Below are 23759 nucleotides of genomic sequence, written 5' to 3'. Positions count from 1 at the left end.
CCATCTCCCTTCCGGAGGCCGCGTGGAGTCGCTGAGCAGCCGCGTCCTGACCAGCGTGGTGGGGTTTGCGATCATCAGCGTGGTCGTGTGGATCGGGTGGTGGGCCATGCTGCCCGCGCTGCTGTTCGTGTCGGTGATGGGCCTGTTCGAGTACATCCGCATGCTCGACCGCAACGACATCGATGTGCGCCGCGTGAGCCTGGGCGTGTTCGCCGTGGCGCTGATCCTGGCGAGCCTGCCTATGTGGCCGCAGACGCCCTGGCCCGGCGGGTCGTGGCGCGAGGCGGTCATGACGGTTGCCGTGGCATACCTGCTGGTCATAGAGGTCATCCGGCCCGGTGAGCGGCCACTGGAACGCATCGTGTACTCAGTGTTCGGCCTGCTGTACATTCCGTGGCTGCTGGGGTACTTCCTGATGCTGCGCTACAGCCCGGACGCCGGGGACGGCCTGCTGTACTTCGCGCTGCCGCTGCTGGCGACCTTCGCGGCCGATATCGGCGCGTACTTCATGGGGTACCTGTTCGGGCGGCGCAAGCTGGCGCCGGAAGTCAGCCCCGGCAAGACCGTCGAGGGGGCCATCGGCGGGTTGATCGCCAGTTTCGTGATCGTGCTGGCCCTGACGACCGTGACCGGCATCTGGTCGCCGCTGGAAGCGCTGCTGTACTCGATTCTGGTGGCCAGCGCCAGCCAGCTGGGCGACCTGAGCGAGAGCCTGATCAAACGCTCCCTGAAAACCAAGGACAGCGGCAACAGCCTGCCCGGTCACGGCGGGTTCCTGGACCGCATCGACAGCCTGCTGTTCGCGGTGCCCGCCACGTACCTGTTCCTGCACATCAACATCTTCACGCGCTGAAGTTCAGGCTCTGAAGGCTGGTCATGGCGGGGCCGCAACCGCACAGAGGCGACTGCGGCTCCGCCTGCCCATCAAGTGTCTCTGATCCCGCACTTCGCGCGGGGCGCTGCACTAGCATGCAGGGTGATGAAGCAGGAGCAGCAGGCAGAGAGCGGCGCAGCGCAGTCTGGTACGGTGCAGTCCAGTACGGCGCAGTCCAGTGCAGTGCAGTCCATCGCGGTACTGGGCAGCACGGGCAGTATCGGCACGCAGGCGCTGGACGTGGCGCGTGAGCGCGGCTGGCAGGTCGCGGCGCTGGCGGCCGGGCGGAACCTGGAACTGCTGGAAGCGCAGGTGCGGGAGTTCCGCCCCGGACTGGTCAGCGTGCAGGAGAACGTGCTGGGCGAGGCCCGCGCGCGCCTGTCGGGGCTGGGGGCGCAGGTGATCGCGGACCCGTCCGAGGTCGCCGCGCAGCGTGCAGACGTGGTCGTGAACGCCATGAGCGGCCTGATCGGGCTGGCCCCGACCCGCGCGGCGCTGGAGGCCGGGCAGGCCGTGGCGCTGGCCACCAAGGAGGCGATGGTCACGGCCGCGCACCTGATGTGGCAGGCGGCGGCCGTGGGCGGCGGGCGGGTCGTGCCGGTGGACAGCGAGCACACGGGCATGTTCCAGTGCCTGACCGGCGAGGACATGGCTGACGTGGCGGAGTTGATCCTCACGGCGTCCGGCGGGCCGTTCCGGCTGGGCCCGGACGACCTGAGCGGCGTGACGCCCGCGCAGGCGCTGCGCCACCCGTCCTGGAGCATGGGGCCGAAGGTGACGCTGGACAGCGCCACGCTGCTGAACAAGGGCCTGGAGGTCATGGAGTGCGCCAGTCTGTACGGCCTGCCGCTGTCGCAGGTGGGCGTGGTGGTGCACCCGCAGAGCATCGTGCACGCGGCCGTGCGCTACCGGGACGGGAGCCTGAAGGCGCAGTTCGGGCCGACGGACATGCGGCTGCCCATCGCGTACGCCATCGACGCCGCGCCGACCGGCATGCAGCGTCCGGGGGACGTGCGGGGCGCGCGGCGTGGCCCGGAGGTCGCCTCGCACGGGTCGTGGCCGCTGCTGGGTGACTGGGAGTTCCGCGCGCCGGACCTGCGGCGCTTCCCGTGCCTGGAACTGGCGTACCGCGCCGGGAACGCCGGGGGCCTCGCGCCGGTGGTGCTGAACGCCGCCGACGAGATCGCCGTGGACGCCTTCCTGGCCGGGCAGATCGGGTTCATGGATATTCCGCGCCTGATCGAGCGACTGCTGGACGAAACGCCGGCCGGCGAGTTGACCTGGGACTCACTGAACGAGGCGGACGCCTGGGCGCGGGTGCGGGCGCGCGAACTGTGCGCCCACGGCCTGAGCAACAGCACGGGCAGCGGGGTGCGGGCGTGAACGTGGTCCAGGGCATCACGGCCGCGCTGACGCCGCTGGGCCTGCTGTGGACGGTGCTGATCATCGGCGTGGCGACCTTCCTGCATGAACTGGCGCACTACGCGCTGGCCCGCTGGCAGGGCGTGGCCGTGCACTCGTTCAGCGTGGGCATGGGGCCGGTGCTGCTGCGGCGCCAGTGGCGCGGCACCGAGTGGCGGCTGAGCCTGCTGCCCATCGGCGGGTACGTGGAGATCGACGGCATGGCCCCCGAAGAGGACGCGAGCGGTCAGGTGCGGGCGGCCACGCGGGGCTTCGCGGCGCTGCCCGCCTGGGGCAAGGTGGCGGTCCTGCTGGCCGGGCCGGTCATGAACCTGCTGGTCGCGGTGCTGCTCATGACGGTGACCTTCACAGCGCAGGGCGTGCCCGCCCCGGACCGCGCCCGTATCGAGGAGGTCGTGGCGGGGTCCGCCGCGCAGACCCTGGGCCTGCAGGCCGGGGACGTGATCACCGCCATCGACGGGCAGGACATCCCGGACACGACCCGCGTGGACGGACGTGACGCTGCCGGCTGGGAAGGCGTGCGGGACGTGCTGACCAGGGCCGGGCCGCACACCTTCACAGTCGTGAGGGCCGGGCAGACCCGCGACGTGCGCTTCGACTGGACGCCCACCGTGAACGGCGAGCGGCAACTGCTGGGCATCCGCTACGGCCCGGACGTGCAGGCCACCACCGCGCCCGCCGCGTTCATCCGGGCGTGGCAGGTGACGGGCGAGGCGGTGCCGCAGGTCCTGAAAAGCTTCGGCGGGCTGTTCCAGCGGTTCCTGACCCTGAACTTCTCCCGCGACGAGAACGTCAGCGGACCCATCGGCACGGCCGAGATCGTCTCGCGGGCCGCCGCGCTGAGCCCCTGGGCGCTCGTGCAGATCGCCATCCTGCTGAACCTGTCGCTGGCGTTCTTCAACCTGCTGCCCATTCCGGGCCTGGACGGCGGGCGCATCCTGCTGGTCCTGGTCGGCGCCGTGCGGGGCCGCCCGCTGACCTTCAGTCAGGAGCAGGCCATCAACCTCGCGGGCTTCGCGTTCGTGATGATGCTGATGCTGTTCGTGGTCGTGCGGGACGTCAGCCGCTTCTTCTAGTGGATGACCACACGCTTGGCTTGATCTAAGCTGAGGGATGGGGCGAAAGAAACAGTTTGTGGTGGTGTTGACGGCAAACGAGCGGCAGGAACTGACGGACATGACCCGCAAAGGCGTCCACAGTGCGCGGGTCATGACCCGCGCCCGCCTGTTACTGCTCAGTGACCAGGGACTGAAGGATCGGGACGTCGCCGAGCGGGTGGGGGTCAGCACCGTGACCGTAGCCTCCATCCGGCGCAAGTTCGTACAGGGCGGCCTTCAGGCCGCCCTGTACGAAAGGGCCCGGCCGAAACAGCCGCCCAAACTGAATGCTCATGGGACGGCCATCCTCATTGCCGAAGTGTGCTCCGCGCCCGTCGGACGCGAAACCTGGACGATGCAGTTGCTGGCTGATCGCCTGGTGACGCTGGGGGTGGTGGACAGCATCAGTGATGAAACCGTCCGGCGTACGCTGAAAAAAACGTCCTCAAGCCGTGGCAGGTCGAGAGTTGGTGTGTCGCCCAGGTAGGCGCGGACTTCGTGTGGCGCATGGAAGCCGTATTGGACACCTACGCCCTGCCCTACGATGCCCGTCGGCCGGTGATCTGCTTCGACGAGAAGTCCTACCAGATGCTCGATCACGTGCGCGATCCACTGCCACCAGTGCCGGGACACCCGGCACGGGTTGATCATGAATACAAACGCTGTGGCACGGTGAATTTCTTCGTGGCCTTCGAACCGCTGATGGGTCAGCGCACGGTGACGGTCACGGAACGGCGAGGCAACGCCGAGTTCGCGGCGGAGCTCCAGGCGCTGGACGTGCGGTACGCGGCAGCGGACACGATCGTGCTGGTGCTGGATCAGCTGTCTACGCACAGTCCAGCCGCGCTGTATCAACATCTCCCGGCCGAGGAGGCGCGTCGGCTGAGCCGACGCTTCGAGTGGGTGTACACGCCCAAACATGCGTCGTGGCTCAACATGGCGGAACTGGAGTGGTCAGTCCTGCAACGACAGTGTCTGGGGCAGCGCTTAGCCAGTGTGGATGCTGTGGAGGCGGAACTGCTGGCGTGGGAAACAGACCGCAATGCGCGGTCTGTGCGGGCGAATTGGCAGTTCTCGATATCGGCGGCACGAGACAAGCTCAAACGCCACTACCACTTCGATGAATAGCCATTGTCATGCCTGTGGTCATCCACTAGGCGGCGGGTGGCAGGGGTGGGCCGTGGGAGATTGCTCCTGCGGCCCACCTTCCTGTCACGAGGTCTCCCCCACCTGGCGTTCCACGCGCTCGCCCACGCCGGTCAGGACCTCGTATTCCACGGTGCCTCCCCAGGCGGCCACGTCGGTGACGGTCAGCTCCCGCTGCGTCCAGAGGGTGACGGGGTCGCCGGGCTGCACGGTCAGGCCGGTCACGTCGATCATCAGTTGATCCATGCAGATGCGGCCCAGGACCGGGCGGCGCTGCCCGGCGACGATCACCTCGGCGCGGCCGGTAGCGCCCCGGGGGTAGCCGTCGGCGTACCCGATACCGACCGTGGCGACCGGCGTGTCGCGCGGGGCCCGCCACAGGCCGCCGTAACTGACGGTCTCGCCGGCCGGGACGGTGTGCAGGTGCGTGACGCTGGCCTGCACGGTCATCACCGGGGTCAGCGGGGCGTGGGCGCGCAGATGCGGGGGGGCGAAGCCGTACGCGGCCAGTCCGGGCCGGGCGAGCGCCATGCCCGGCAGGCGGCCCAGGCTGAGGACGGCGCCACCGTTCGCGGCGTGCGCCAGCAGCGGCTGCGGCGTGGGGGGCAGGGCGTCCAGCACCGCCCGGAAGCGGCGCAGTTGCTCGTGCGCGAAGCCCAGGTCGGGTTCGTCGGCGCTGGCGAAATGGGTGTACGCGCCTTCCAGCAGGCCGCGCCGGGCCAGTTCGAGGCCCACGGCGACCGCCTCCTCGGGGCGGGCGCCCAGGCGGTTCATGCCGGTGTCGACTTTCAGGTGCGCGCGGGCGTGGGCGGGCAGCGCGGCGGCCTCCGCCAGCGACGCGACGGGCAGGCGCACGCCCAGGTCGGCCAGGACCGGCACCTCGGCGGGCGTGGGTGGCGTGAGCAGCAGCACGGGCCTGCCGGTGTTCAGCGCGGCGGCGGCCTGCGCCTCGCGGGGCGTGGCGACCGCGAACCCCCAGACGTCCGGGTGCGCGGCGGCCAGGGACACGATCAGGTTCAGGCCGTGCCCGTAGGCGTTCGCCTTGACCGGCAGGATCAGGGGCGTGCCGCTGCGGGCGGCGAGGGCGCCCAGGTTGCCGCGCAGGGCGTCGGGGTCGATCAGCGCGCGGGCGCGGGAGGCGAGGACGGACATCTGCCGAGCATGCTACCCCCGGCGGGCGGTGTGAACGGGCGCGGCGGCCAGACGGGCGGGCGCGTGTATGATTTTTCGCAGTCATGCCCACGTTCACTCCTGCCCGATCTGTCCGTTTCCGCCCCGCCCTGCTGGCCCTGGGTCTGCTGACCCTGGCGGCCGCGCCCGCCGCCGCGCAGGTGGGCGGCGTGCTGCCCCTGGTGTCGGTCGGTGAGAAGTGGCCGCAGGCGCAGGAGTCGTACGTGATCCGCGTGCCGGCCGCCAACGCCGGCAAGTCCCTGGGCCTGGAGGTGTACTCGCCGAGCTTCAACCTCGCGGATTACGTGGACGGCCGCCGGGGCGACGGGTACTTCGGGGACGAGCTGTACAAGAAGAACGAACCGTTCGAGACGACGTTCACGCTGACCGGCCCGAACGGCACGGTCGTCGAGCGCCGCTACGGCCTGAACCGCGAGCACACCTGGGACAGCCTGTTCGCGGGCGGCCTGAGCGCCGGCACGTACACCCTGAAGGTGACCAGCCGGGGCGACGGCAAGAACTCCTTCGCGCTGCGGGTCGCGGCGCCCTTCGCGCTGGAAACCAGCGATTTCAGCGTGAACGCCCGCAGCACCGACGCAACCGACCTGCTGGCCGCCACCGTGAACGTCACCAGCGACTGGAACGGCCGCGTGCTGGGCCTGCTGAACTACGACGTGGACGGCACGAAGGAAGCCGAACTGTGGGCTGTGCAGCCCAGTGGCACGCGCGTGAACCTGACCCCCAGCGAGAACGGCCGCACCGCCACGGACAACTTCAAGATCACGCCGGACCTGCTGGGCGAATGGAAACTGTTCATCCGGGTGCTGCCCACCACCAAGCAGTACAGCAACGCCATCCGCTACGCCTTCCGCCTGGACGACAAACCCATCACGGCCCGCGTGGGCGGCTTCACGCCCCCCGCGAACGCGCAGATCGCCAACCGCCTGATCGTGGACGTGGTGGACCCGCAGGGCCGCCCGATTCCGGGGGCGTCGTATTCGCTGGTCGGGGACGCCGTGGTGCGCCCGGAACTGCCTGCCGGGTACGTGCCGGTCAGCGGCACGCTACTCGAAGGCACCGGGAACGTCGTGTCGCCCAGCGAGGTCCGGTACCAGCCGGGCAGTAACCGCATCCGCTTCGTGGCCCGCCCGCCCCAGGGGCAGCTGGCCGTGGACGCCGTCGCCCTGTACGGCGACCAGCGCATCCCGCTGACCGGCGTGCCGTTCACCATCGACGGCCGGACCCTGACCACGCCCACCACGGTGCCCCTGGCCCCCGGCGATTACCCGGTCGCGCCGACCACCATTCCCGGCAGCACCTTCACGCGCCCCCTGCCCGGCCGGGTCGCAGACGGCGGCACGAACCGCGTGACCATCGAGTACCGCGTGCAGACGGAAGTCACACTGGTCACGTCGCCCGACATCCTGAACGCCTGCGACGTAACGCAGCTGACCGCGACCGCCAAGACCGACTTCCCGTACCGCCTGCCCGCCCGCCTGAAACTGAACCTGCCAGCTGGGTGGACCAGCGACTACCCGCTGGAAGTTCCGGGCGAGTTCAGCCAGGGGCAACCCCTGAACCTGAAAGCGCCAGTGCGCGTGTGCCGCAGCGACACCGCCGAAGCCGTGCTGGACCCCATCGACCTGCGCACCACCGGGCAGGCCCGCGTACGCAACCCCGGCGGCGCGAACGTGACCCGCAACGTGCAGGGCGGCGCGCGCGCCAGCCTGCAAAAAAGCGTGGAGGCCACCGCGCAGGGCTACCTCGTGACCCTGGTCCTGAGCGTGGACAGCACCCTGGAGAACGTGCGCCTGCTGGACCCGCTGCCCACGGGCGGCGCGCAGCCCGCCGTGCGGGGCGCCCTTCAGGTGCAGGGCCCCAGCCTCGCGAACGTCACGCCCCGCGTGGACGGTGACGGCATCATCCTGACCCGCGTGATTCCCGGCACGTACACCCTGACGTACACGCTGTTCACCGATCAGCCCGCCGACCGGATCGTGACTGCGCCCGGCCTGAGCTGGTAACCCCGAGCTGATCACACGGACTCGGATTGAGCGGTTTTGCAAACCATTCAATCCGAGCGGATGCGAGGAGGAGCAAAGCGGGTTCCGGGCGTGGGCCGTCCCAGACGGGCCCGACCAGCCCTGCCCGGCAGCGGCGGCCCTTCCTGGAGGGGCCGCTGCAACTTTATGTGGCAGACACCCCCCTGATCGTCCGCTACTCTGGGGCTCATGAAGAAGCTCTGGATGGCCGCGCTGGCCTGCGTTCTGGCCGCCTGCGGGGCCGTGGGCCGCCTGCCGGAACCTCAGCCGGGTAACCTGCTGAGCGCGCCGACCACCCTGATCGTGCAGGGGCAGGTGCTGACGGCCCAGGCCAGCGCCTCGCTGTACGGCGGCGGGCTGGGCGTGCGCGTGCAGGTGTCCGCGCCGGCCCGTCCGGGCACCCTGACCCCGGCGGTCACTCCGGCCGGGCCGCTCGGGAACCTCACGCTGGACGGCGTGTTTGTCGTGACGGGCCAGGGTACCTGGAAGGCCCCGCTGCACCCGTCCCTGCCCGCCAGGGGCGGCGCCGCCTCGCTGAACGCCGCCGCCTGGAGTGGCAGCGGCAGCCTGCGGCGCGGCGATCAGGTGCAGGTCGTCGTGCGGCTGAAAGACCGCCTGGGGCACACCTACTGGCTACGGGACACCGGCCGGGTCAGCGGGAGCTGAGCGGGCTACCCCGTACCGGGGGTCCGCTCAGAGCAGAATTCATACGGACTCCGATGGAATGGTTTGCGAAAACCGTTCCATCCGAGCGGACGCGAGTGGGAGCAAAGAGGATTCCGGGCGTGGAGTTAGCAACCCGGTGCTGTCCCGGGTTGTTAACGAAACAGACGGCATCCGTATCAGAGGCCTGGAAATGGAATTGAGCGGCCAGGAGCACGCCCCTCAATGGAACTGAAACCCGCTGTCATACGGACTTCGTCCGCTCGGACCCAGCGGCTTTGCAAGCCATTCAATCGGAGTCCTTATCAGTCTTCCAGGCTGACCACGCCGTCTTTCACGCTCAGGTGATGGTCGGCCTGCGCGGCCACGTCGCGGTCGTGGGTGATCAGGATGACGGTGCGGCCGGTCGCGGCGGCGCGTTGCAGCAGGCCCAGGACCCTCTCGCCCGTGCGGCTGTCGAGGTTGCCGGTGGGTTCGTCGGCCAGCAGGATGGCCGGGTCGTGCGCCAGCGCGCGGGCGACCGCGACGCGCTGCGCCTCGCCGCCCGAGAGTTGGTTGGGCAGGTGTCCGGCGCGCGCCTCCAGGCCGACGAGCGCGAGGAGTTCGCGGGCGCGGTCCTGCCGTTGCCGGGCGGGCATGCCCGCGAGCGTCAGGGGGAACTCGACGTTCTCCTGCGCGCTGAGGATGCTGACGAGGTTGTGGTTCTGGAACACGAATCCGTAGTGGCGCAGCCGGAAGTCGGCGCGGTCCGCCTCGCTCAGGGTGGTCAGGGCGGTGTCCCCGACGACGACGCGGCCGGTGGTGGGTTCGTCGAAGCCGGCCAGGAGGTTCAGCAGGGTGCTCTTGCCGCTGCCGGACGGACCGACCACGGCGGTCAGGCCGGGCGGGAAGGTGTGCGTGAAGGGCGCGAGGGCCAGCACCTGTCCGTCGCCGCTGGGGTAGGTGCGTGAGAGGGTCTCGGTGCGCAGGCCGGGCAGCGTGGGCGCAGCCTGGTTCGTTGGGTGGTTGGCCGCCTGGGCGGTCGGTTGGGTGGGGTGGGTGGTGGTCATGTCAGATTCTCCCGAGGGCGCCCACGATGCTCATGCGCCCGGCGTTCCGGGCCGGCAGCAGGCCCGAGAGCAGGCCCAGCAGCAGGCTGATGGCCAGCGCCAGCAGCACCAGCCTGGGGGTCAGGGCGGCCGCGTCGATCCCGGCGAGCTGCTGGGTGTAGAGGTTCACGCCGGCGATCCCGGCGAGGCCGAGCAGCACGCCGCCCACGCCGCCCACCAGCGATAGCAGCAGCGATTCGGTCAGGACCAGGGACCGCACGAACGAAGGCCGCGCCCCGATGGCCCGCAGCGTGCCGAACTCGCGGGTACGTTCAAAGACGCCCATCATGACGGTGTTCGCCACGGCCAGCCCGCCGACGATCAGGGCGATCAGCGAGATGCCGAAGCGCACGGCGTCACTGATGATCAGGGCGCGGTCAATGAAACTCAGGAAGTCGCTCTGGGTGCCGGCCTCCAGGTCCAGTTTCTCGGACAGCACGTCGGCCACGCGCCGGGCGTCGCGGGGGTTGTCGAGTTTCACGGCGACCAGTGACACGCGGCCCGCCGCGCCCTCGCTGCGTTGCAGGGTGCCCAGCGGAATGAAGATGAAGTTGTCCACCAGCCCGCTTTCCGGGGCGAGCACGCCGATCACTTTCACCTGGTTGCGGCGGTTGAGGTTGAGGGTGCTGCCGACCTTCAGCCGCAGGTTCTGCGCGGCCTTCGCGCCGGCGACCGCCACGCCCGCGCCCTCGTCGGCGGGGGTCAGGGCGCGGCCCTGAGCGGCGGTGGTGGTGGGGAACACGGCCGCGATGCCCTGCGCGGCGGGCAGGCCGTACAGGACGACGCTCTGCGTGACTTCCAGGCCGCCGCGCACGGCCATGATGACCGGCGTGACCGTCTGAATGCCGAGCTCCGGCGCGAGCGCCTGGATGTCGTCGGCGGTCTTCTGCGGCAGGTTGGGTTGCAGCGCCAGTCCCTGCGACAGCGGCGTGAGGCTGACCTGCACGTCCGGGCCGATCCCGCCGAGCTGCGAGACGAACACCTTGCGGATGCCCTCGCCCAGCGACAGGAAGATCACCATGCTGGCGACCGCGACCGTGATGCCCAGCGTGGTCAGCAGCGTGCGCACGCGGCGGCGGGTCAGGCCCCTCCAGGCGAGTTTCCAGATGTCCGTCCATCGTAGTCCTGGCGACTTCATGAGACGCAGGCTACGCCGCGCGGGCCGCTCGCGTGGGGACGCATGACTACAGTGACGCCCACAGTGGGGTCGGGCTGGGCGGCGCGGGCCGGCCGAGTGCGAAGCCCCGGCCCGTCCAGAGGCTTCTCTGCGGGAAGGCTCACGCCGCGCCCGTACGCTCTGGGGTATGAAGTTCTCCCGTCCGGTTCTGCTGAGCACGCTGTCCTCCCTGACCCTCGCGCTGGGTGGGGCGCTGGGCGGCGCGCACGCACAGACGCTGCTGCCCCTGGATTCCCGCCCGGCCACGCGGGTCCTGCCGGCCCTGATCGCGGACCTGCGGGGCGGCGCGGCGCACGTTCCGCCTGCCTCGCTGCTGGGGAATGCGCAGGTGGGCGCGGACCCGGCGGCCCTGAGCGCGTGGCTGGAGGCGCAACCCAAGGACGGCCCGCTGATCGCCGCACTGGACGCCCTGGCGTACGGCGGGCTGGTGCAGTCCCGCACGAGCCCGCTGAGTGCCGCAGAGGCGCTGGCGCGGCTGGAACCCCTGCGCACCTGGACGGCCCGCACCGGGCAGCCCGTGTACGCGTTCATCACGCTGCCGCGCGAACCGGACGCCACGAACCGCGAACGCAACCTCGCCGTGACCCGCACCCTGCTGGACTGGGCGCGCGCCGGGAGTTTCGCGCAGTTGCACATCAGCTGGGACGACGCGCTGCCCGGCAGTCCTGCGCCCGCCGAGGGCGCGGCGCTGGCCAAAGAGGCCCCGGCGAACGTGCTGGTCTACCCCGGCGCGGACGAGGTGCTGTCCATGCTGACCGCCCGCGCCCTGGCCCCGCAGCCCGCCACCGTGACCTTCGAGTACAGCGACCCGGCCGCCGCACGGCAGGTCATGAAGTACGAGGGCATTCCCCTGACGCAGAGCGCCGTGAATCACGCGCAGGCCAGCGGCTTCACCGTGCAGGAGGCAGGCCAGCCGGCGGACCTGACCGTGTTCGTGTTCAACGGCGGCGACCCGCGCCGCGCCGCCGTGCGCGTCAGCCGCCTGCTGACCGCCGGGCCGGTCGCGGTGGCCGACGTGGAGAAGGTGAACCTGGGCAACCCGCGTCTGTGGACGGACCTTCAGACGCTGCGCCGCACCGCGAACCTCAAGGCGCTGGCCGCGTGGGGCACGCCCGGCAACAACCTGGGCGCGGCCCTCGCGCACGCCAAGGTGGCCCTCTCGCCCGGCGCGGACCCCGTCCGGCAGGACGCCCTGCTGGCCCGCGAGTACGCCAACGACGTGATCTACAGCGCCGACCTGCGCGCCGCCCTGAGAAAGGCCATCCCGGAAGCGCAACTGACCGCCCCCGGCACGCAGGACACCCTGCTGAACCTCGCCCGCGACGCCTTCCCGCTGCGCCTGGGTGGCACGTACACCCTCCAGGACGCCACGCTGCCCTGGGGCCGCTCGTTCGAGTGGGACTTCACGCTGACGCCCCAGCCGTAAATCGGGAGTGGGCAGTGGGACGCGGTCGCGCCTCCACTGCCCACTCTTCCCTCTCTGACTTCAGCCCAGTTCGGTCAGCATCCGGTCGATGTCCTCGGTAGTGGTGTAGTGGGCGATGCTGGCGCGCACGACGCCCTGCGGGTACAGGCCCAGGTCACGCAGGGGTTGCGCGGCGTAGAAGTGTCCGGCGGCGACGTCCACCCCGGCGCGGCTGAGGCGGTCGGCGGTCTGCTCCGGGGCCTCGCCGCTCACGCGGAAGGCGACGGTGCCCACGCGGCCCTGCGTGCCCTGCGGGCCGTACACGGTGACGAGGTCGTGGTCGAGCAGGCCGGTCACGAGGCGGTGCATGACCGGCTGTTCCAGATCGTGAATGCGCGCGGAGGCGGCTTCCAGGGCGGCGCGGGTCAGGTCGGCATGTCCGGCGAGGTCACGCAGGTAATCCAGGGTGCCGAGCCATCCGGCCAGCAGTTCGAACTGCGGGGTGCCGTGCTCGATACCCGTGATGTCGCCGACCGGGATGAATTCCAGGCGGGGCCAGGGGAGCGTGGCGCGCAGGTCCGGGCGGATCCACAGGGCCCCCAGGTGCGGCGCCCAGACCTTGTAAGGGCTGAAGGTCAGGAAGTCCGCGCCCCAGGTCTGCACGTCCGGGAAGGTGTGTGGCGCGGCGTGCACGGCGTCCACGATGGTCCACGCTCCGGCGGCGCGGACCTGCGCGGTGATGGCAGGAATGTCCGGCGTGACGCCCAGCGCGTTGCTGGCGGCCGTCACGGCGACCAGCCGCGTGCGGGGCGTGAGCAGCGCGGCGAGGTCGTCGGGGTGCAGGGTCATGTCGGGCTGGCGGGCGTGCCAGACCTTCACGGTGACGCCCACGCGTTCCAGTTCCCGCCAGGGGCTGGCGTTGCTCTCGTGTTCCAGGCCGCTCAGGATGACCTCGTCGCCGGGCCCCCATAGGCGCGCGAATGCCCCGGCCAACCGGAAGGTGAGGGCGGTGGCGCTCTGCGCGAGGGCCACGTCTTCCGGCGCGGCGTTCAGGAACAGGGCGGTGCCCTCGCGGGCGCGGTGCTTGAGGGCCAGAATCTCGCGGCCCGGCTGGTGGCCCGGCATGGCGTTCGTGGCGCCGTAGGTCATCAGGTGCCCGGTGACGGCCTTGATGGCACGCAGGGGCAGCAGGCCCCCGGCAGCGTTGTCGAGGTACGCGCGGCCCCGCGCGAGCGGCGGGAACTGGGCGCGCAGGTCGTCGCGGGTGGGCAGCGGGGCGCGGGCCGGTGCGGGTTGGGTCATGCCCCCGAGTGTAGCGGCGGGGGGCGGCGGGGCGTCCCGCCCGCCCGACTGCCCCGCCTGCCAGTGCATGTCAGGGTCGGGTGGTCAGGCCGAACCCGGCGGGGAACAGCGGGTCGTACGGGCGGGTGTCGGCGTTCAGGGGCAGCTGATCGTCACGGCGCGGCCAGCTGACCGGGAGCCGCCCGGTGAAGGGCGCGCGGCCGTACAGCACGTCGGCCACGCCCGCGCCCTCGCTGCCGGGCAGCCACGCGGCGACCAGAGCGTTCATGGGCGTGCCGGGCAGGATCAGCGGGCGGCCCGAGACGGTCACGACCACACACGGCCCGTCGGCGCACACGGTGCGGATGTTCGCGGTGTCCTCGGCGTTCAGGGCCAGCGAGGCGCGGTCGCCCTTGCCCTCGGCGTAGGGCGTCTCTCCGACCACGACGAGGCCCACATCGGCGTCGCGGGCCTGTCCGGGCTGCGCGGCCCGCGCGTACGTGACCGACCCGCCGCCCGCCTCGCCCGCTTCGCGCAGGCCGGCAAGCAGGCTGGTCCCGCCGGGCACCGGGCCGTTCTGCCCCTGCCACGTGAGGGTCCACCCGCCGGACTGGCGGCCCACGTCGTCGGCACTCTGCCCGGCCACAAACAGCCGCGCGCCCGGCCGGAGCGGCAGGACACCGTCGTTACGCAGCAGCACCAGGGATTTCTGCACGGCCTCGCGGGCCAGGGCGCGGTGCTCGGCGCTGCCGAAGGTCCGCTGGAAGCTCGCATCGGTCATGGGACGCTCGAACAGGCCCAGCCGGAACTTCTGCCGCAGGATACGGGTCACGGCGTCGTCGATGCGGCTCATGGGGACGCGCCCGGCGCGCACCTCGGCGCTCAGGGTGTCCACGAACCGCACGTAATCGTTGGGCACCATGACCATGTCGATCCCCGCGTTGATGGCCGTGCGCACGGCAACCGGGTACCCGCCGGGAATCTGGTCCACGCCCGCCCAGTCGCTGATCACGAGGCCCGTGAAGCCCAGTTCCTTTTTCAGCACGTCGGTGATCAGGTAACGGTCGGCGTGCAGTTTCGTGCCGTTCCAGCCGGAGAAGCTGACCATCACGCTGCCCACGTTGCGCGCCACGGCCGCCCGGAACGGCGGGAGGTGCACGCGCCGCAGTTCCGCCTCGCTCAGGCGGGTGTCCCCCTGGTCCAGCAGGTACCCCTCGGTGGCGCTGCTGCCGAAGGTGGTGCCGCCGTCGCCCAGGTAGTGCTTGGCGGTCGCCAGGACCGCGCCGGGCTGCGCGGGGCCGCCCGCGCCCTGGTACCCGTCGATGATGGTACTCAGCGCGACTGGCAGGGCCGGGGTCTCGCCGAAGCTCTCATAGGTGCGGCCCCAGCGCACATCACGCACCACGCACAGGCACGGACTGAAATTCCAGCGGACGCCGGTGCCAGTCATCTCCTCGGCGGTGGCCCGCCCGATGCGCCGCGCGAGGTCCGGGTCGCCCGCCGCGCCCAGCCCGATGTTATGCGGGAAGAGGGTGGCGCCCGGCACGTTGTTGTGCCCATGCACGGCGTCCGCACCGTACAGCATGGGAATGCCCAGCCGGCTGCGCAGCGCCGCCGCCTGGAAGGCGTCCACCATCGCCGCCCAGCCCGGCGGAGTGTTGTCGGCCGGGCCGCTGCCACCACCAGACAGCACGCTCCCGATGCCGAAGACGGCCATGTCGTTCAGATCGCGGATGGCGGCGCGTTCCGCCTGGGTCATCTGCCCGATCTTCTCGTCCAGGGTCATGTGCAGCAGCAGGTCGTTTACGCGCGCGTCGACCGGCAGGGCCGCGTTGCGGTACGGGGCGTTCGCGGCGGGCGCGCCGGTCGTGAAGGGCGTGGCGGCCAGCGCGGTACTCAGCAGCAGGACGGCAGTGGGTAGCAGGCAGGCGGTGGGCAGCAGGACGGACTTTCGGATCATGCGGAACCTCCAGGAGTGGGCCGGAACAGGCAGGGGCAGGTTGTGAAAAGGGTTTCAGGAAAACACTAGCAGCTTCCGCTTCCCGCCGTGACCTGGAGGTCTTTCCCAGCGCGCCTTCATCCGCCCAGGCCGGCCTCCATGCTGGACGACCATTCTGAAAGCCCTGTCAGGACGTGGGGGGTACAGTGTGGTGTCGATGGAGGGCACCGCTACGGGTCTCCCCCACCGCTACCTGCCCGTGGCCGGGGGGCGTTAACGTCCGTTTGATCGTCCTTTGGTGGGATGCGCACCTCATGCCTGCCCCGTATGCTCTGTCCATGAGTTTCGTGCGTAAGCCCCGGCCTTACTCGTCGGGCCTGCCTGGAACGCCCCCCCTTCCGTCCGTGCCGCCCGCCCCGGCGCGGCGGGTCCGGCCAGTCCGTTCCCGCCTGCCCCGTCCGGAACTGCCCCGTGCAGGCTGGCCGGGCGCGGTGACAGCCCTGGCGGCGCTGGGGGCGGTGCTGGTGCTGCTGGTGGGCCTGTCGGGTCTGTGGAACAGCGTGGCGCGCGACTGGCAGTTCCGGTCGGCGGCGGCCGGCGTGACGGACGTGGTCCGCTGAGCGTGCCGCGCCTGGAACACGGGGCGTGGGCGTGCTGAGGGTCTGGGAGCGGTGGCGGAACCCGTGGCCGCGCTCGCCGTTCCTGCGGCGGCCCGCGCCATGGACGCTGCGGCGCGTGCTGCGGGCCGCGCTGGCCTGGGTGGGCGCGGCGACCCTGTGCATGATCGCGCTGGGCGGGGCGGGCACGGTGGGGACCGGGGCGCTGGGGCGGGTGTGGAATCTGCGGGCGGAACTGCGGCCCATCGAGGTCGTGGACCGGCGCGGCGAGCCGCTGGGCGTGATCGACCACTGCCGCGCGGGGAACGCCGTGAACGCCGTGCCGTGCCGCGAGTCCCTGAGCGTGCCGCTGACCGGCGTCAGTGAGGCGTTCCTGCTGGCGTACGTGGCCAAGGAGGACGTGCGGTTCTTCTCGCACGCGGGCGTGGACCTGGGCCGCCTTCCCCGTGCCCTGCTGAGCGGCGCGGGTGGCAGCACCATCACCATGCAGCTGCTGAAGAACAACGTGCTGGCCGGGCATTTCGATTACGACACGGACCGGCGCGGGCCGCTGCTGACGCTGACCCGCAAGGCCACGGAGTTCGTTCTGGCCCCCATCGTCACGTGGCGGTACGGGCGGCGCGAGGTGCTGGCCATGAGCGTGAACAGCCTCCCGTGGATCGGGATCGGGCAGCGCAAGGGCGTGTACGACGCGGCCCGCGCGGTGTTCGGCGTGGACCCGGCGGACCTGACACTGGCGCAGAGCGCGTTCCTGGTGGGCCTGCTGCCCGCGCCGGGCCGCTACCTGGTGACGGACACCACGCCGCCCGAGACGGCCACCGCCCGCTTCCGCTGGATGCGCACGCAGCAGCTCGTCACGCTGAACATCCTGCGTTCGCACGGCCTGATCGGGCAGGGCGCGTACCTGGAGGCGGTCAGTACGCCGCTGCAACCCCGGTTGTGGCAGGCCGAGTACGCCGGGAGCGGCACGGACCTGCGCGTGGTGCAGGCCGCCCGCAATCCCACGTACACGAACGAACCGGAGCCCGTGTGGGCCATGCAGGAACTCGTGCGGCGCGAACTGCGCGCGGCGGGCCTGGACCCGAAGCGGGTGGGCCGGGTCGTGCTAACCGTCGATGCCGCCGCGCAGGCCGCTCTGACGCGCCGCGTGACCGGCGAGGGCGCCACCGGCCCGCGCCCGACCGGCGTGGCCGAGGGGGCTGCCATCGTGGACGTGCGCGGCGGCGGGATCGTGGCGCTGGCCAGTTCCACGGGCGGCAACCAGAGCAGCGACGCGGGGCGGCAGTGGGCGTCTAGTGCGCTGCGCCCCGTGGCGAGTACCGTCAAGCCGCTACTGTACGCCGCTGCGTTCGGGGACGGCGTGACGCAACTGAGCACCTTCGCGGATCAGGCGACCCGCTACGGTTCGCAGGCCGTGCGGAACAGCACCGGAACGTTCCTGGACCGGGCGGTCACGGTGCGCGAGGCGAACGCCCGCAGCCTGAACACCGTGGCCGTGCAGGTCGGCACGCCCCGCGAGAAGACGCTGCGGGCCGTGCTGGACGCCGCCGGGTATCAGGAGGACCGCAGCAACCGCTCCAGTCCGTCGCTGGGCACGTACCGGGCCGCGCCGCTGGACGTGGCGGCCGCGTACGCCAGTTTTGCCAGCGGGGGCCTGCTGTGCCGCCCGCACCTGTTGGCCGAGGTCGCGGACACCAGCGGGCGGCCGCTGCCTCTGCCCCGGCCGGACTGCCAACCGCTGTGGGACGAGGTGGTCGCCTACGAAACCTTCGACCTGCTGACCGCCGCCGTCAGCACGGACGCCAGCCACGTACCGTTCCTGCGGCCCAGCCTGCTGCAGCGCGTGCAGGGGCGGGCCATGCCGCTGGGCGCGAAGTCCGGCACGACCGACGACGTGAACGACACCTGGTGCGCGGCCGTCACCCCGCAGTACGCCATGGCCGTGTGGATCGGCGACCCGGATGGCCGCCAGAGCGTGCCGGTCACGCTGTACCGCGAGCAGACCGCCTGCCGCGAGGTGGGCCTGCTGCGTGAGTTGCCACATGACCGCCGCAGTCTGGACGTGCCGCCCGGCGTCACGCGCGTGGCGGGCGCGGCCGTTCCAGTTGCCGGCCTGAACCCCCGCAACCCGGTCCCGGTGGCCCCATGACCACCCGCCTCTCCGGCTATGCCCGGACCTCTTCTGCCCCTGTTCCCCCGGCGGCCCCGCCCGCCTGCCCCCTGGAGTGCCCATGCCTGTGACCCCTGCCCTTCTGTCCGCCCTGCCCCTGCTATCCACCCTGTCCCTGCCGGTTCCGGCCATGAGTGCCTCGACGCTGCTGGGCCTGTCCACGCCGCCGCTGCACCTGACGGTCGCGGTGGACATGACCGGCAGCAGCAAGAACCCCGCCTTCCGGTACGCGGATCAGGCGCGGCTGCTGGCGCAGAGCGTGATGCTCAACCAGCTGCGCAGCGGCGACACCCTGACCCTGCTGCGCGTGTGCGACGGCGTGCAGACCGTCGCGGACTTTACGTTCAGCTCGAAGAACGGGGCGCGCATGGCCAGGGCCGACATCCTGCGCTACACCACCGCGCTCACCCGGCCCTGCACGGGGCGCGGCAGCGCCATCACGGCCGGACTGACCCTGGCCTCCAAACGCGCCGCGCAGACCGCGAAGGTCGGGGACGTGATCGTGCTGTTCACGGACGGCGCGCTGCTGGACGACCCTGGGCGCGCCGCGCTGGGCGGGACCACCCGCACGCTGCTGAACGCGGCGGCCACCCGGATGCTGTTCGTGGCGGGTCTCAGCCCAGAAGCCGGGGCGGGAGGCCTGTCTGTCCGCGACTCGTTCGTGAAGGCGCTGGGAGCCTCGGCCAGTGACCGACGCGTGCTGCTGGCCGGCGCATACGACCTGTCGAACGTGTACCCGACCTTCGCGTCGGCCGTGAAGGCGGCCCGCCGGTGACCCGCCCGGACGACATCAGCCCCCCGACCACCCGACCCCTGTCACGTGTGACGCTCAGCGGCCCGGACCTGGGCACCGTGGATCTGGAATTCGAGGGGGAGCCCGTCCAGAACGGCGCCGCAGCGGAAGGGGTGGAGGCCGCCCGGACCGACGCACCGCCAGCCGGTCAAGCCGCGCCGCCAGATGACCTGCCGGACTTCGATCCGCGTCTGTACGAGGCGGCGCTGCCCCGCCCGGAACCGCTGAGCGCCGAGTCGTTCCTGCCGGTGCTGCCGCCGGCACAGTTTGCGGCGCTGCTGGACGACCTGCGCGGCGAGCTGAGCCTGATTCCGGACGAGGCGACCCGCGCGGCCCTTCACAGCCGCGCCAGGCTGCTGGCCCTGAACGTCGAGCAGTACCGCGTGAACCACGAGCAGGCGCGCTCGGCCCTGACTCGCGTGCTGGCCGAGACGGGCGTGGGCGTGCGCAGCAGCTGGGAACGGCAGCAGGAGCACCTGAGCTTCATGAACGCCGCCAGCGGAGGCGTGGAACGTGATTACGAGGCCGCGACCGCCGCCATCGAGCAGGCCCGCGCGCGCCGGTTCGAGGCGCTGGTCAGCGTGGGCGCCCGCCCGGACACGACCGGCGCGGAGAACCTGTACACCCAGCAGGCCGTCATGACCCTGGCCCGCGAGGGGCACGCCATCCGCCCGCCCGAGCAGAAAAGCGGCAGTAAACGCGTGTTCAACGCATTCGCGGTGTTCAGCAAGTTCTTCGTGGGGGTCATCAGCGGCGTGAGCATCAACCTGCTGTTCAACCCGGAGTCCCGCCTGTACCTGACCCTGATCGCCCTGACGGCCGGGGTGATGTTCAGCGTGCTGCTGCTGTGGCTGGTGGATGAACTCGCGTACCGCGCCAAGCTCGCGCCCGGCACGCCCGGCATGGCCCACCCGCGCGCGTACACGGCGGGCATCCTGGCCGTCACGGCGCTGTACCTGGGCGTGGAGGGCTTTCTGAACTGGGACGGCATCCTGCGCGTCACAGCCGAGATCGCCGCGAACGCCGCGCAGCAGGGCCAGCTGACCGACCTGAGTGCCGCGCCCGAGCCGGACGCCGCGCCGCAGCACTGGTCCCTGCTGACGTTCACGCTGGCCCTGGTGGGCATGGCGGCGGCCGCCGCCCTCATCCAGGGTCGCGAGCGCGCCCGCAGCGTGCTGGAACGCGAACGCCTCGCGGCGCGCGTGGCGGACCTCAAGGCGCAGGGCACCCTGGAAAGCGCGGCCCGCGCGGCCGATCACGTCACGTACCTCGAACGGGCCCGCGACCGCCTCGCCCCGCCGCGCGACGTGACCAGCCCCGACCACGCCCGCCTGAACGAACGCGTCCTGAACCACTGGGAGCAGGAACGCGACTCGCAGGTGCAGAGCGTCAGCGCCCGCCTGCTGGGCGAGGCTCAGGGGGTGCAGGCCACCCTGGAAGACTTCGCGGCGCAGGTTCAGGCCGCCCGGTTCCCACCGCCGCGCCGGGGCCTGCGCGCCCTGCTGGGCTGACCGGCCCCCCGGTCTGGGCTGGCCGGCCCCCCCGGGCGGAGTTCAGCCCAGCGTCTGCAACAGCTGATCCAGGCGGGCCGCCGGGCCGGAAGGAAGGCTGGAGGTGGTCGGCAGGCTTCCCCGTGACGCCGCGTCCTGTAGGGGGCCCGCCTCGACCTGCGCCAGGGTGCGCATGCGGGCCATGACGGCCGCCTCGTCAGGCCGGACGCCCTCCATGTGACGGCGGGTCACGGCGTACAGGTGAACGCTGCACTGCATCTGATCCCTCGGCTGGGGCCGGAAGTGCCCCTGCGGGTCAAGCAGCACCTCGTCTGCCGGGTAGAAGGTCGCCCAGCGGCGCGCGCGGGCCAGGGCGTCCGCCCCGAACGTGACGGGCAGTAACGACAGCAGCAGGTCCGGGTTGGGGGTCCGGTCAGCGGCACTCCACTGCGGGGCCGCCCAGTCCGGCAGGTCAGGAAGGGCCGGGTTGGCAGGAGGCGCGGCAGTCATGAATAGCTCTGACCCTAGCGGTCCGGGCACTGGGCCGGCTATGAGAAACCCGTGATCGGCGGGCTTCGATGCGGCCACAGCGGGTTCCCACGGTGTCCGTATTGCCGGGTACTGGGTTTCCGAGTTACTGAGTTACCGGATTACTGGCGGGCTTCTTTCAGGTCCATCACGCCCGAGAACTTGTCGAATTCCACGACCAGCTGGTATTTCCCTTCAGGGCCACTGGTCAGGACGTTCAGGCCCCACTCGCCTTTCGGGCAGACCTGCCCGGCGACCTGCACGCCCTGGGGGTCGAGCAGGCGGACGGTGGCCGTGCCGGTGCGCACCTTGCAGGAGCCGCGCACGCCGATCTTGGCGCGGTCCTCGAAGATGTTCAGGCCGTAGCGGTTCTCGCCGCTGGCATGCAGCAGGTAGGTGGGGGTCAGGGTGACGTAACCGAAGCGCAGCCCGAACGTGAAGTACATCACCGTCAGGACGAGCGCCAGAGCTATCAGCAGAAACCGCATTGCGCGCAGTGTACCCCGCGACACCCGGCCCGTGTGCCGCAGCTGCGCCCCCAAGCGGGTGGGGCCGGCATGTCCTGACCGCACCCACTTTCAGGGCCTTCCGTCAGCCCCCTGTCTCAGGGCCCTGCCCAGGCGGGCCGCGCCGTCCGTGAGTTCGGTGGTGGACAGGGCCGCGAAGCCCAGCAGGACGGCGGGCGGGTGACCGCCCTGCGAGAGCGGCGCGACCGGACTGAGCGCCACGCCCTGCCGGGCGGCGCGGGCCAGCACGTCCGCTTCCTTCCAGGGGGGCGGCAGCGGCAGGTACAGGTGCAGGCCGGACGCGACGGGCAGGACCGGCCAGCCGGGCAGGTGGGTACGCAGCGCGCCGAGCAGCACCTCCTGGCGGCGCTGCACGGCCGTGCGGGCGCGGCGCAGGTGGCGGGCGTACGCGCCGGAGGCCAGCACGTCTGCCAGGGCCAGGGCGTCCAGTCGGCCGGGCAGGCGGTCGGTCAGGGGGCGGGTGCCGGTCAGGACGCGCAGCACGCCGGGCGGGGCGACCAGGAAGCCGCTGCGCGTGACGGGCGCGAGGCTCTTGCTGAACGAGCCAAGCAGGATCACGCGGTCCGGCGCGAGGCCCTGCAACACCGGGGGGGGCCGGGAGGTCAGGTGCAGGTCGGCGGCGTAATCGTCTTCCAGGATGAAGGCGTTTGCGGCGGCGGCCCAGGCGATCAGCGCCTGACGGCGGTCCGCGCCCAGACTGACTGCGGTGGGGTACTGGCAGCCGGGCGTCACGTAGGCCAGGGTCGCGCCGGGCGGCAGCGCGCCGGTCTGGAGGCCCCGGTCGTCCACGGGCACGCCGGTCACGTCCGCGCCGGTGGCGGCCAGCGCGGCGCGCGCCCCGGCGTACGTGGGGTCCTCGACGACGGCGAGGCGGCCCGGTTCGAGGAACACGCGGGCCAGGGCGTCCAGCGCGGACTGGGTACCGCCAGTCAGCATCACCATGTCGGGCGTGACGCGTGCGCCGCGCTGCGCGTTCAGGTACGCGGCCAGCGCGCGGCGCGTCTCGAGCGGCCCGAGGGGATCGTGCGCGTGCGCGTGCGTGACCTGCGCGGCCCGGCGGGCCAGGGCCTGCGTCCAGGCGGCCTCCGGGTACAGGTCCGGGACGGGCTGCCCCACCCGGAAGTCCACGGCGAAGCGGTCACCGCCGACCTCCTCGACCTGACCTTGGAGCGCGCGGATCGCCCAGGCGCTCAGCGGGAGGGGCCGCCCGTTCTGCGCGGGCGCGGTCACACCACTGCCCGGGGTGGTCGTGGGCGCGTGGCCGGGAACACTGATGACGGGCACACTGATCACCGTGCCGCTGCGGCCTCGCGGGCGCACGTACCCCTCGGCGTGCAGTTGCGTCAGGGCGTCCACCAGGGTGTTGCGGGACACGCCCAGCCGCTGCGCGAGGCGGCGGTGGCCGGGCAGCCGCGTGCCCTCGGGCAGCAGGCCGCGCGTCACGGCGCTGCGCAGGGTCCGGGCGACCAGGGCGTGGCGGGTCTCTCCAGGGTGCGGGTCGCTGAGGGTCAGGGTGTCCAGCCAGCCGTCCGCCAAGCCGCCCGGCGCACCGTCCTGCGCGCTGGCTGTCAGCGGAATTCGCGTTCCAGCCACGCGCGCTGCCCACCCTCGGCGGTCAGGGCCTGCCCGGCCAGTTCCAGAAAGCGGTCGCGGGCGGCTCCGGCTTCGGCGGCGCTCAGGCCGTGCGCGGCCGGGTCGGCCAGCAGGGCGCGCAGCAGCGGGTACACTGGCGTGTCCGGGTGCAGGGTGCCGCGCACGGTCACGTCCGCCCGCCATTTCAGCAGGTAGTCCAGGGCGTACGGGCCGGGTTCCAGCACGCAGCCGCCGGGGTACGGAATGCGGGTCGGGGCGGGAAAGGTCACGGCGGGGTCGCTCATGCCCTCAGCATGCGCCGCGTGAAGCACCGGTGAACAGGGGCCCTGTGGCAATTGAGGCATCGTCCGCCCGGAAGGCCGCCTAAGCTGCGGGTATGCCAACCCTGGGCCTGCCTGAGCTGCTGATCCTCCTGAGTGTCCTGAGTGTCGCCGTGGGAGTCCTCGCCCTGATCCGCTTCGCGGTCCGGCAGCTTGGACAGAGCAGCGAACGCAGCCGCCTGCGGGAACTCGAACGGCGCATCCAGCAACTCGAACGCGAACGCCTGCACTGACCGCACCCCCCGGATAATACGGATTCCGTCTGTTTCGTTAACAACCCGGAAGGGCGCCGGGTTGCCAACTCCACGCCCGGAATCCGTTCTGCTCCCACTCGCTCCGCTCGGATTGAACAGTTTTTGCAAACCATTCAATCGGAGTCCGTATAAGAACAGCGGGAAGGGGCAGGGAAGCTGATCT

General features: G+C 71.5%; 21 protein-coding genes. 12 read left to right on the top strand and 9 right to left on the bottom strand.

Annotated features, from left to right (window positions below; genetic code table 11):
* The first annotated feature begins 22 nt into the window (after positions 1-22).
* The 4 genes from M8445_RS10810 to M8445_RS10795 all read left to right on the top strand — a co-directional run bounded on the left by M8445_RS10810 (position 23) and on the right by M8445_RS10795 (position 4521).
* Positions 23-853, top strand: a complete 831-nt coding sequence (locus tag M8445_RS10810; RefSeq protein WP_273987766.1) for a phosphatidate cytidylyltransferase — start codon at positions 23-25, stop codon at positions 851-853.
* Positions 854-979: 126 nt separating this feature from the next.
* Positions 980-2257: a 1-deoxy-D-xylulose-5-phosphate reductoisomerase gene (dxr, locus tag M8445_RS10805; RefSeq protein WP_273987765.1), complete on the top strand. Its 1278-nt coding sequence runs from the start codon at positions 980-982 to the stop codon at positions 2255-2257.
* The gene (locus M8445_RS10800; RefSeq protein WP_273987764.1) at positions 2254-3372 is read left to right on the top strand and encodes a M50 family metallopeptidase; all 1119 of its coding nucleotides are present in this window, start codon (positions 2254-2256) and stop codon (positions 3370-3372) included. The genes dxr and M8445_RS10800 overlap by 4 nt, the downstream gene beginning before the upstream one ends.
* Before the next feature lie 37 nt (positions 3373-3409).
* Positions 3410-4521, top strand: a protein-coding gene (locus tag M8445_RS10795; RefSeq protein ID WP_273987763.1) for an IS630 family transposase whose coding sequence is annotated in 2 segments (ribosomal slippage) — positions 3410-3836 and positions 3836-4521 — 1113 coding nt in all. Because the reading frame shifts where the segments join, the coding sequence is not laid out codon by codon here.
* Positions 4522-4605: 84 nt separating this feature from the next.
* Here M8445_RS10795 and alr read toward each other — a convergent pair.
* Positions 4606-5691, bottom strand: a complete 1086-nt coding sequence (gene alr / locus M8445_RS10790; RefSeq protein WP_273987762.1) for an alanine racemase — start codon at positions 5689-5691, stop codon at positions 4606-4608.
* Positions 5692-5774: 83 nt separating this feature from the next.
* On the opposite strand from alr, the gene M8445_RS10785 reads away from it, so the two are divergent.
* Both M8445_RS10785 and M8445_RS10780 read left to right on the top strand, forming a co-directional pair.
* Positions 5775-7733, top strand: coding sequence for a hypothetical protein (locus M8445_RS10785; RefSeq protein ID WP_273987761.1), 1959 nt, complete (start codon positions 5775-5777; stop codon positions 7731-7733).
* Between the two features lie 207 nt (positions 7734-7940).
* Complete coding sequence (locus M8445_RS10780; protein WP_273987760.1) at positions 7941-8417, top strand: hypothetical protein; 477 nt, start codon at positions 7941-7943, stop codon at positions 8415-8417.
* Positions 8418-8719: 302 nt separating this feature from the next.
* Here M8445_RS10780 and M8445_RS10775 read toward each other — a convergent pair whose 3' ends face one another.
* Both M8445_RS10775 and M8445_RS10770 read right to left on the bottom strand, forming a co-directional pair.
* Positions 8720-9463, bottom strand: coding sequence for an ABC transporter ATP-binding protein (locus M8445_RS10775; RefSeq protein ID WP_273987759.1), 744 nt, complete (start codon positions 9461-9463; stop codon positions 8720-8722).
* Between the two features lies 1 nt (position 9464).
* The gene (locus M8445_RS10770; protein ID WP_273987758.1) at positions 9465-10640 is read right to left on the bottom strand and encodes an ABC transporter permease; all 1176 of its coding nucleotides are present in this window, start codon (positions 10638-10640) and stop codon (positions 9465-9467) included.
* A 166-nt stretch (positions 10641-10806) separates the two neighbouring features.
* Between M8445_RS10770 and M8445_RS10765 the strand changes: the two genes are divergently transcribed.
* The gene (locus M8445_RS10765) at positions 10807-12105 is read left to right on the top strand and encodes a DUF4127 family protein (RefSeq protein ID WP_273987757.1); all 1299 of its coding nucleotides are present in this window, start codon (positions 10807-10809) and stop codon (positions 12103-12105) included.
* A gap of 60 nt (positions 12106-12165) precedes the next feature.
* Here M8445_RS10765 and M8445_RS10760 read toward each other — a convergent pair whose 3' ends face one another.
* Positions 12166-13386, bottom strand: a complete 1221-nt coding sequence (locus M8445_RS10760; RefSeq protein ID WP_273987756.1) for a cysteine desulfurase-like protein — start codon at positions 13384-13386, stop codon at positions 12166-12168.
* Positions 13387-13456: 70 nt separating this feature from the next.
* Positions 13457-15325, bottom strand: coding sequence for a glycoside hydrolase family 3 protein (locus tag M8445_RS10755; RefSeq protein ID WP_273987755.1), 1869 nt, complete (start codon positions 15323-15325; stop codon positions 13457-13459).
* A 317-nt stretch (positions 15326-15642) separates the two neighbouring features.
* Between M8445_RS10755 and M8445_RS10750 the strand changes: the two genes are divergently transcribed.
* The 4 genes from M8445_RS10750 (at position 15643) to M8445_RS10735 (ending at position 20395) form a co-directional block, all read left to right on the top strand.
* Positions 15643-15924, top strand: a complete 282-nt coding sequence (locus tag M8445_RS10750) for a hypothetical protein (RefSeq protein ID WP_273987754.1) — start codon at positions 15643-15645, stop codon at positions 15922-15924.
* Between the two features lie 31 nt (positions 15925-15955).
* Positions 15956-18070, top strand: coding sequence for a transglycosylase domain-containing protein (locus M8445_RS10745; protein ID WP_273987753.1), 2115 nt, complete (start codon positions 15956-15958; stop codon positions 18068-18070).
* Between the two features lie 82 nt (positions 18071-18152).
* Positions 18153-18866, top strand: a complete 714-nt coding sequence (locus tag M8445_RS10740; RefSeq protein ID WP_273987752.1) for a VWA domain-containing protein — start codon at positions 18153-18155, stop codon at positions 18864-18866.
* Entirely contained in the window at positions 18863-20395 is a 1533-nt protein-coding gene (locus tag M8445_RS10735) for a hypothetical protein (protein ID WP_273987751.1), read from the top strand. The genes M8445_RS10740 and M8445_RS10735 overlap by 4 nt, the downstream gene beginning before the upstream one ends.
* A gap of 42 nt (positions 20396-20437) precedes the next feature.
* Here the strand turns inward: M8445_RS10735 and M8445_RS10730 are convergent, their stop codons facing one another.
* The 4 genes from M8445_RS10730 to M8445_RS10715 form a co-directional block, all read right to left on the bottom strand.
* Entirely contained in the window at positions 20438-20884 is a 447-nt protein-coding gene (locus M8445_RS10730; protein WP_273987750.1) for a hypothetical protein, read from the bottom strand.
* 140 nt (positions 20885-21024) lie between these two features.
* On the bottom strand, positions 21025-21390 hold the full coding sequence (locus tag M8445_RS10725) for a hypothetical protein (RefSeq protein ID WP_273987749.1): 366 nt from the start codon (positions 21388-21390) through the stop codon (positions 21025-21027).
* Positions 21391-21480: 90 nt separating this feature from the next.
* Positions 21481-23022: a MocR-like pyridoxine biosynthesis transcription factor PdxR gene (gene pdxR, locus M8445_RS10720; RefSeq protein ID WP_420704089.1), complete on the bottom strand. Its 1542-nt coding sequence runs from the start codon at positions 23020-23022 to the stop codon at positions 21481-21483.
* Positions 22998-23306 carry a hypothetical protein gene (locus M8445_RS10715; RefSeq protein ID WP_273987748.1) on the bottom strand — a complete coding sequence of 103 codons (309 nt, stop codon included), beginning with the start codon at positions 23304-23306 and terminating at the stop codon, positions 22998-23000. The genes pdxR and M8445_RS10715 overlap by 25 nt, the downstream gene beginning before the upstream one ends.
* Positions 23307-23398: 92 nt before the next feature.
* On the opposite strand from M8445_RS10715, the gene M8445_RS10710 reads away from it, so the two are divergent.
* Complete coding sequence (locus M8445_RS10710) at positions 23399-23575, top strand: hypothetical protein (RefSeq protein WP_273987747.1); 177 nt, start codon at positions 23399-23401, stop codon at positions 23573-23575.
* Positions 23576-23759: the final 184 nt, after the last annotated feature.

It is taken from the genome of Deinococcus aquaticus (assembly GCF_028622095.1).
Classification (GTDB): domain Bacteria; phylum Deinococcota; class Deinococci; order Deinococcales; family Deinococcaceae; genus Deinococcus; species Deinococcus aquaticus.
Note: the sequence above shows the minus strand (reverse complement) of the source record. Positions and strands in the feature narration are given on the sequence as shown.

Coding starts and splice junctions, on each gene's coding strand:
- dxr (WP_273987765.1), top strand. CDS start 980: ATGAAGCAGGAGCAGCAGGCAGAGAGCGGCGCAGCGCAGTCTGGTACG.
- alr (WP_273987762.1), bottom strand. CDS start 5,691: ATGTCCGTCCTCGCCTCCCGCGCCCGCGCGCTGATCGACCCCGACGCC.
- M8445_RS10785 (WP_273987761.1), top strand. CDS start 5,775: ATGCCCACGTTCACTCCTGCCCGATCTGTCCGTTTCCGCCCCGCCCTG.
- M8445_RS10780 (WP_273987760.1), top strand. CDS start 7,941: ATGAAGAAGCTCTGGATGGCCGCGCTGGCCTGCGTTCTGGCCGCCTGC.
- M8445_RS10775 (WP_273987759.1), bottom strand. CDS start 9,463: ATGACCACCACCCACCCCACCCAACCGACCGCCCAGGCGGCCAACCAC.
- M8445_RS10770 (WP_273987758.1), bottom strand. CDS start 10,640: ATGAAGTCGCCAGGACTACGATGGACGGACATCTGGAAACTCGCCTGG.
- M8445_RS10765 (WP_273987757.1), top strand. CDS start 10,807: ATGAAGTTCTCCCGTCCGGTTCTGCTGAGCACGCTGTCCTCCCTGACC.
- M8445_RS10760 (WP_273987756.1), bottom strand. CDS start 13,386: ATGACCCAACCCGCACCGGCCCGCGCCCCGCTGCCCACCCGCGACGAC.
- M8445_RS10755 (WP_273987755.1), bottom strand. CDS start 15,325: ATGATCCGAAAGTCCGTCCTGCTGCCCACCGCCTGCCTGCTACCCACT.
- M8445_RS10750 (WP_273987754.1), top strand. CDS start 15,643: ATGAGTTTCGTGCGTAAGCCCCGGCCTTACTCGTCGGGCCTGCCTGGA.
- M8445_RS10740 (WP_273987752.1), top strand. CDS start 18,153: ATGCCTGTGACCCCTGCCCTTCTGTCCGCCCTGCCCCTGCTATCCACC.
- M8445_RS10730 (WP_273987750.1), bottom strand. CDS start 20,884: ATGACTGCCGCGCCTCCTGCCAACCCGGCCCTTCCTGACCTGCCGGAC.
- M8445_RS10725 (WP_273987749.1), bottom strand. CDS start 21,390: ATGCGGTTTCTGCTGATAGCTCTGGCGCTCGTCCTGACGGTGATGTAC.
- M8445_RS10715 (WP_273987748.1), bottom strand. CDS start 23,306: ATGAGCGACCCCGCCGTGACCTTTCCCGCCCCGACCCGCATTCCGTAC.
- M8445_RS10710 (WP_273987747.1), top strand. CDS start 23,399: ATGCCAACCCTGGGCCTGCCTGAGCTGCTGATCCTCCTGAGTGTCCTG.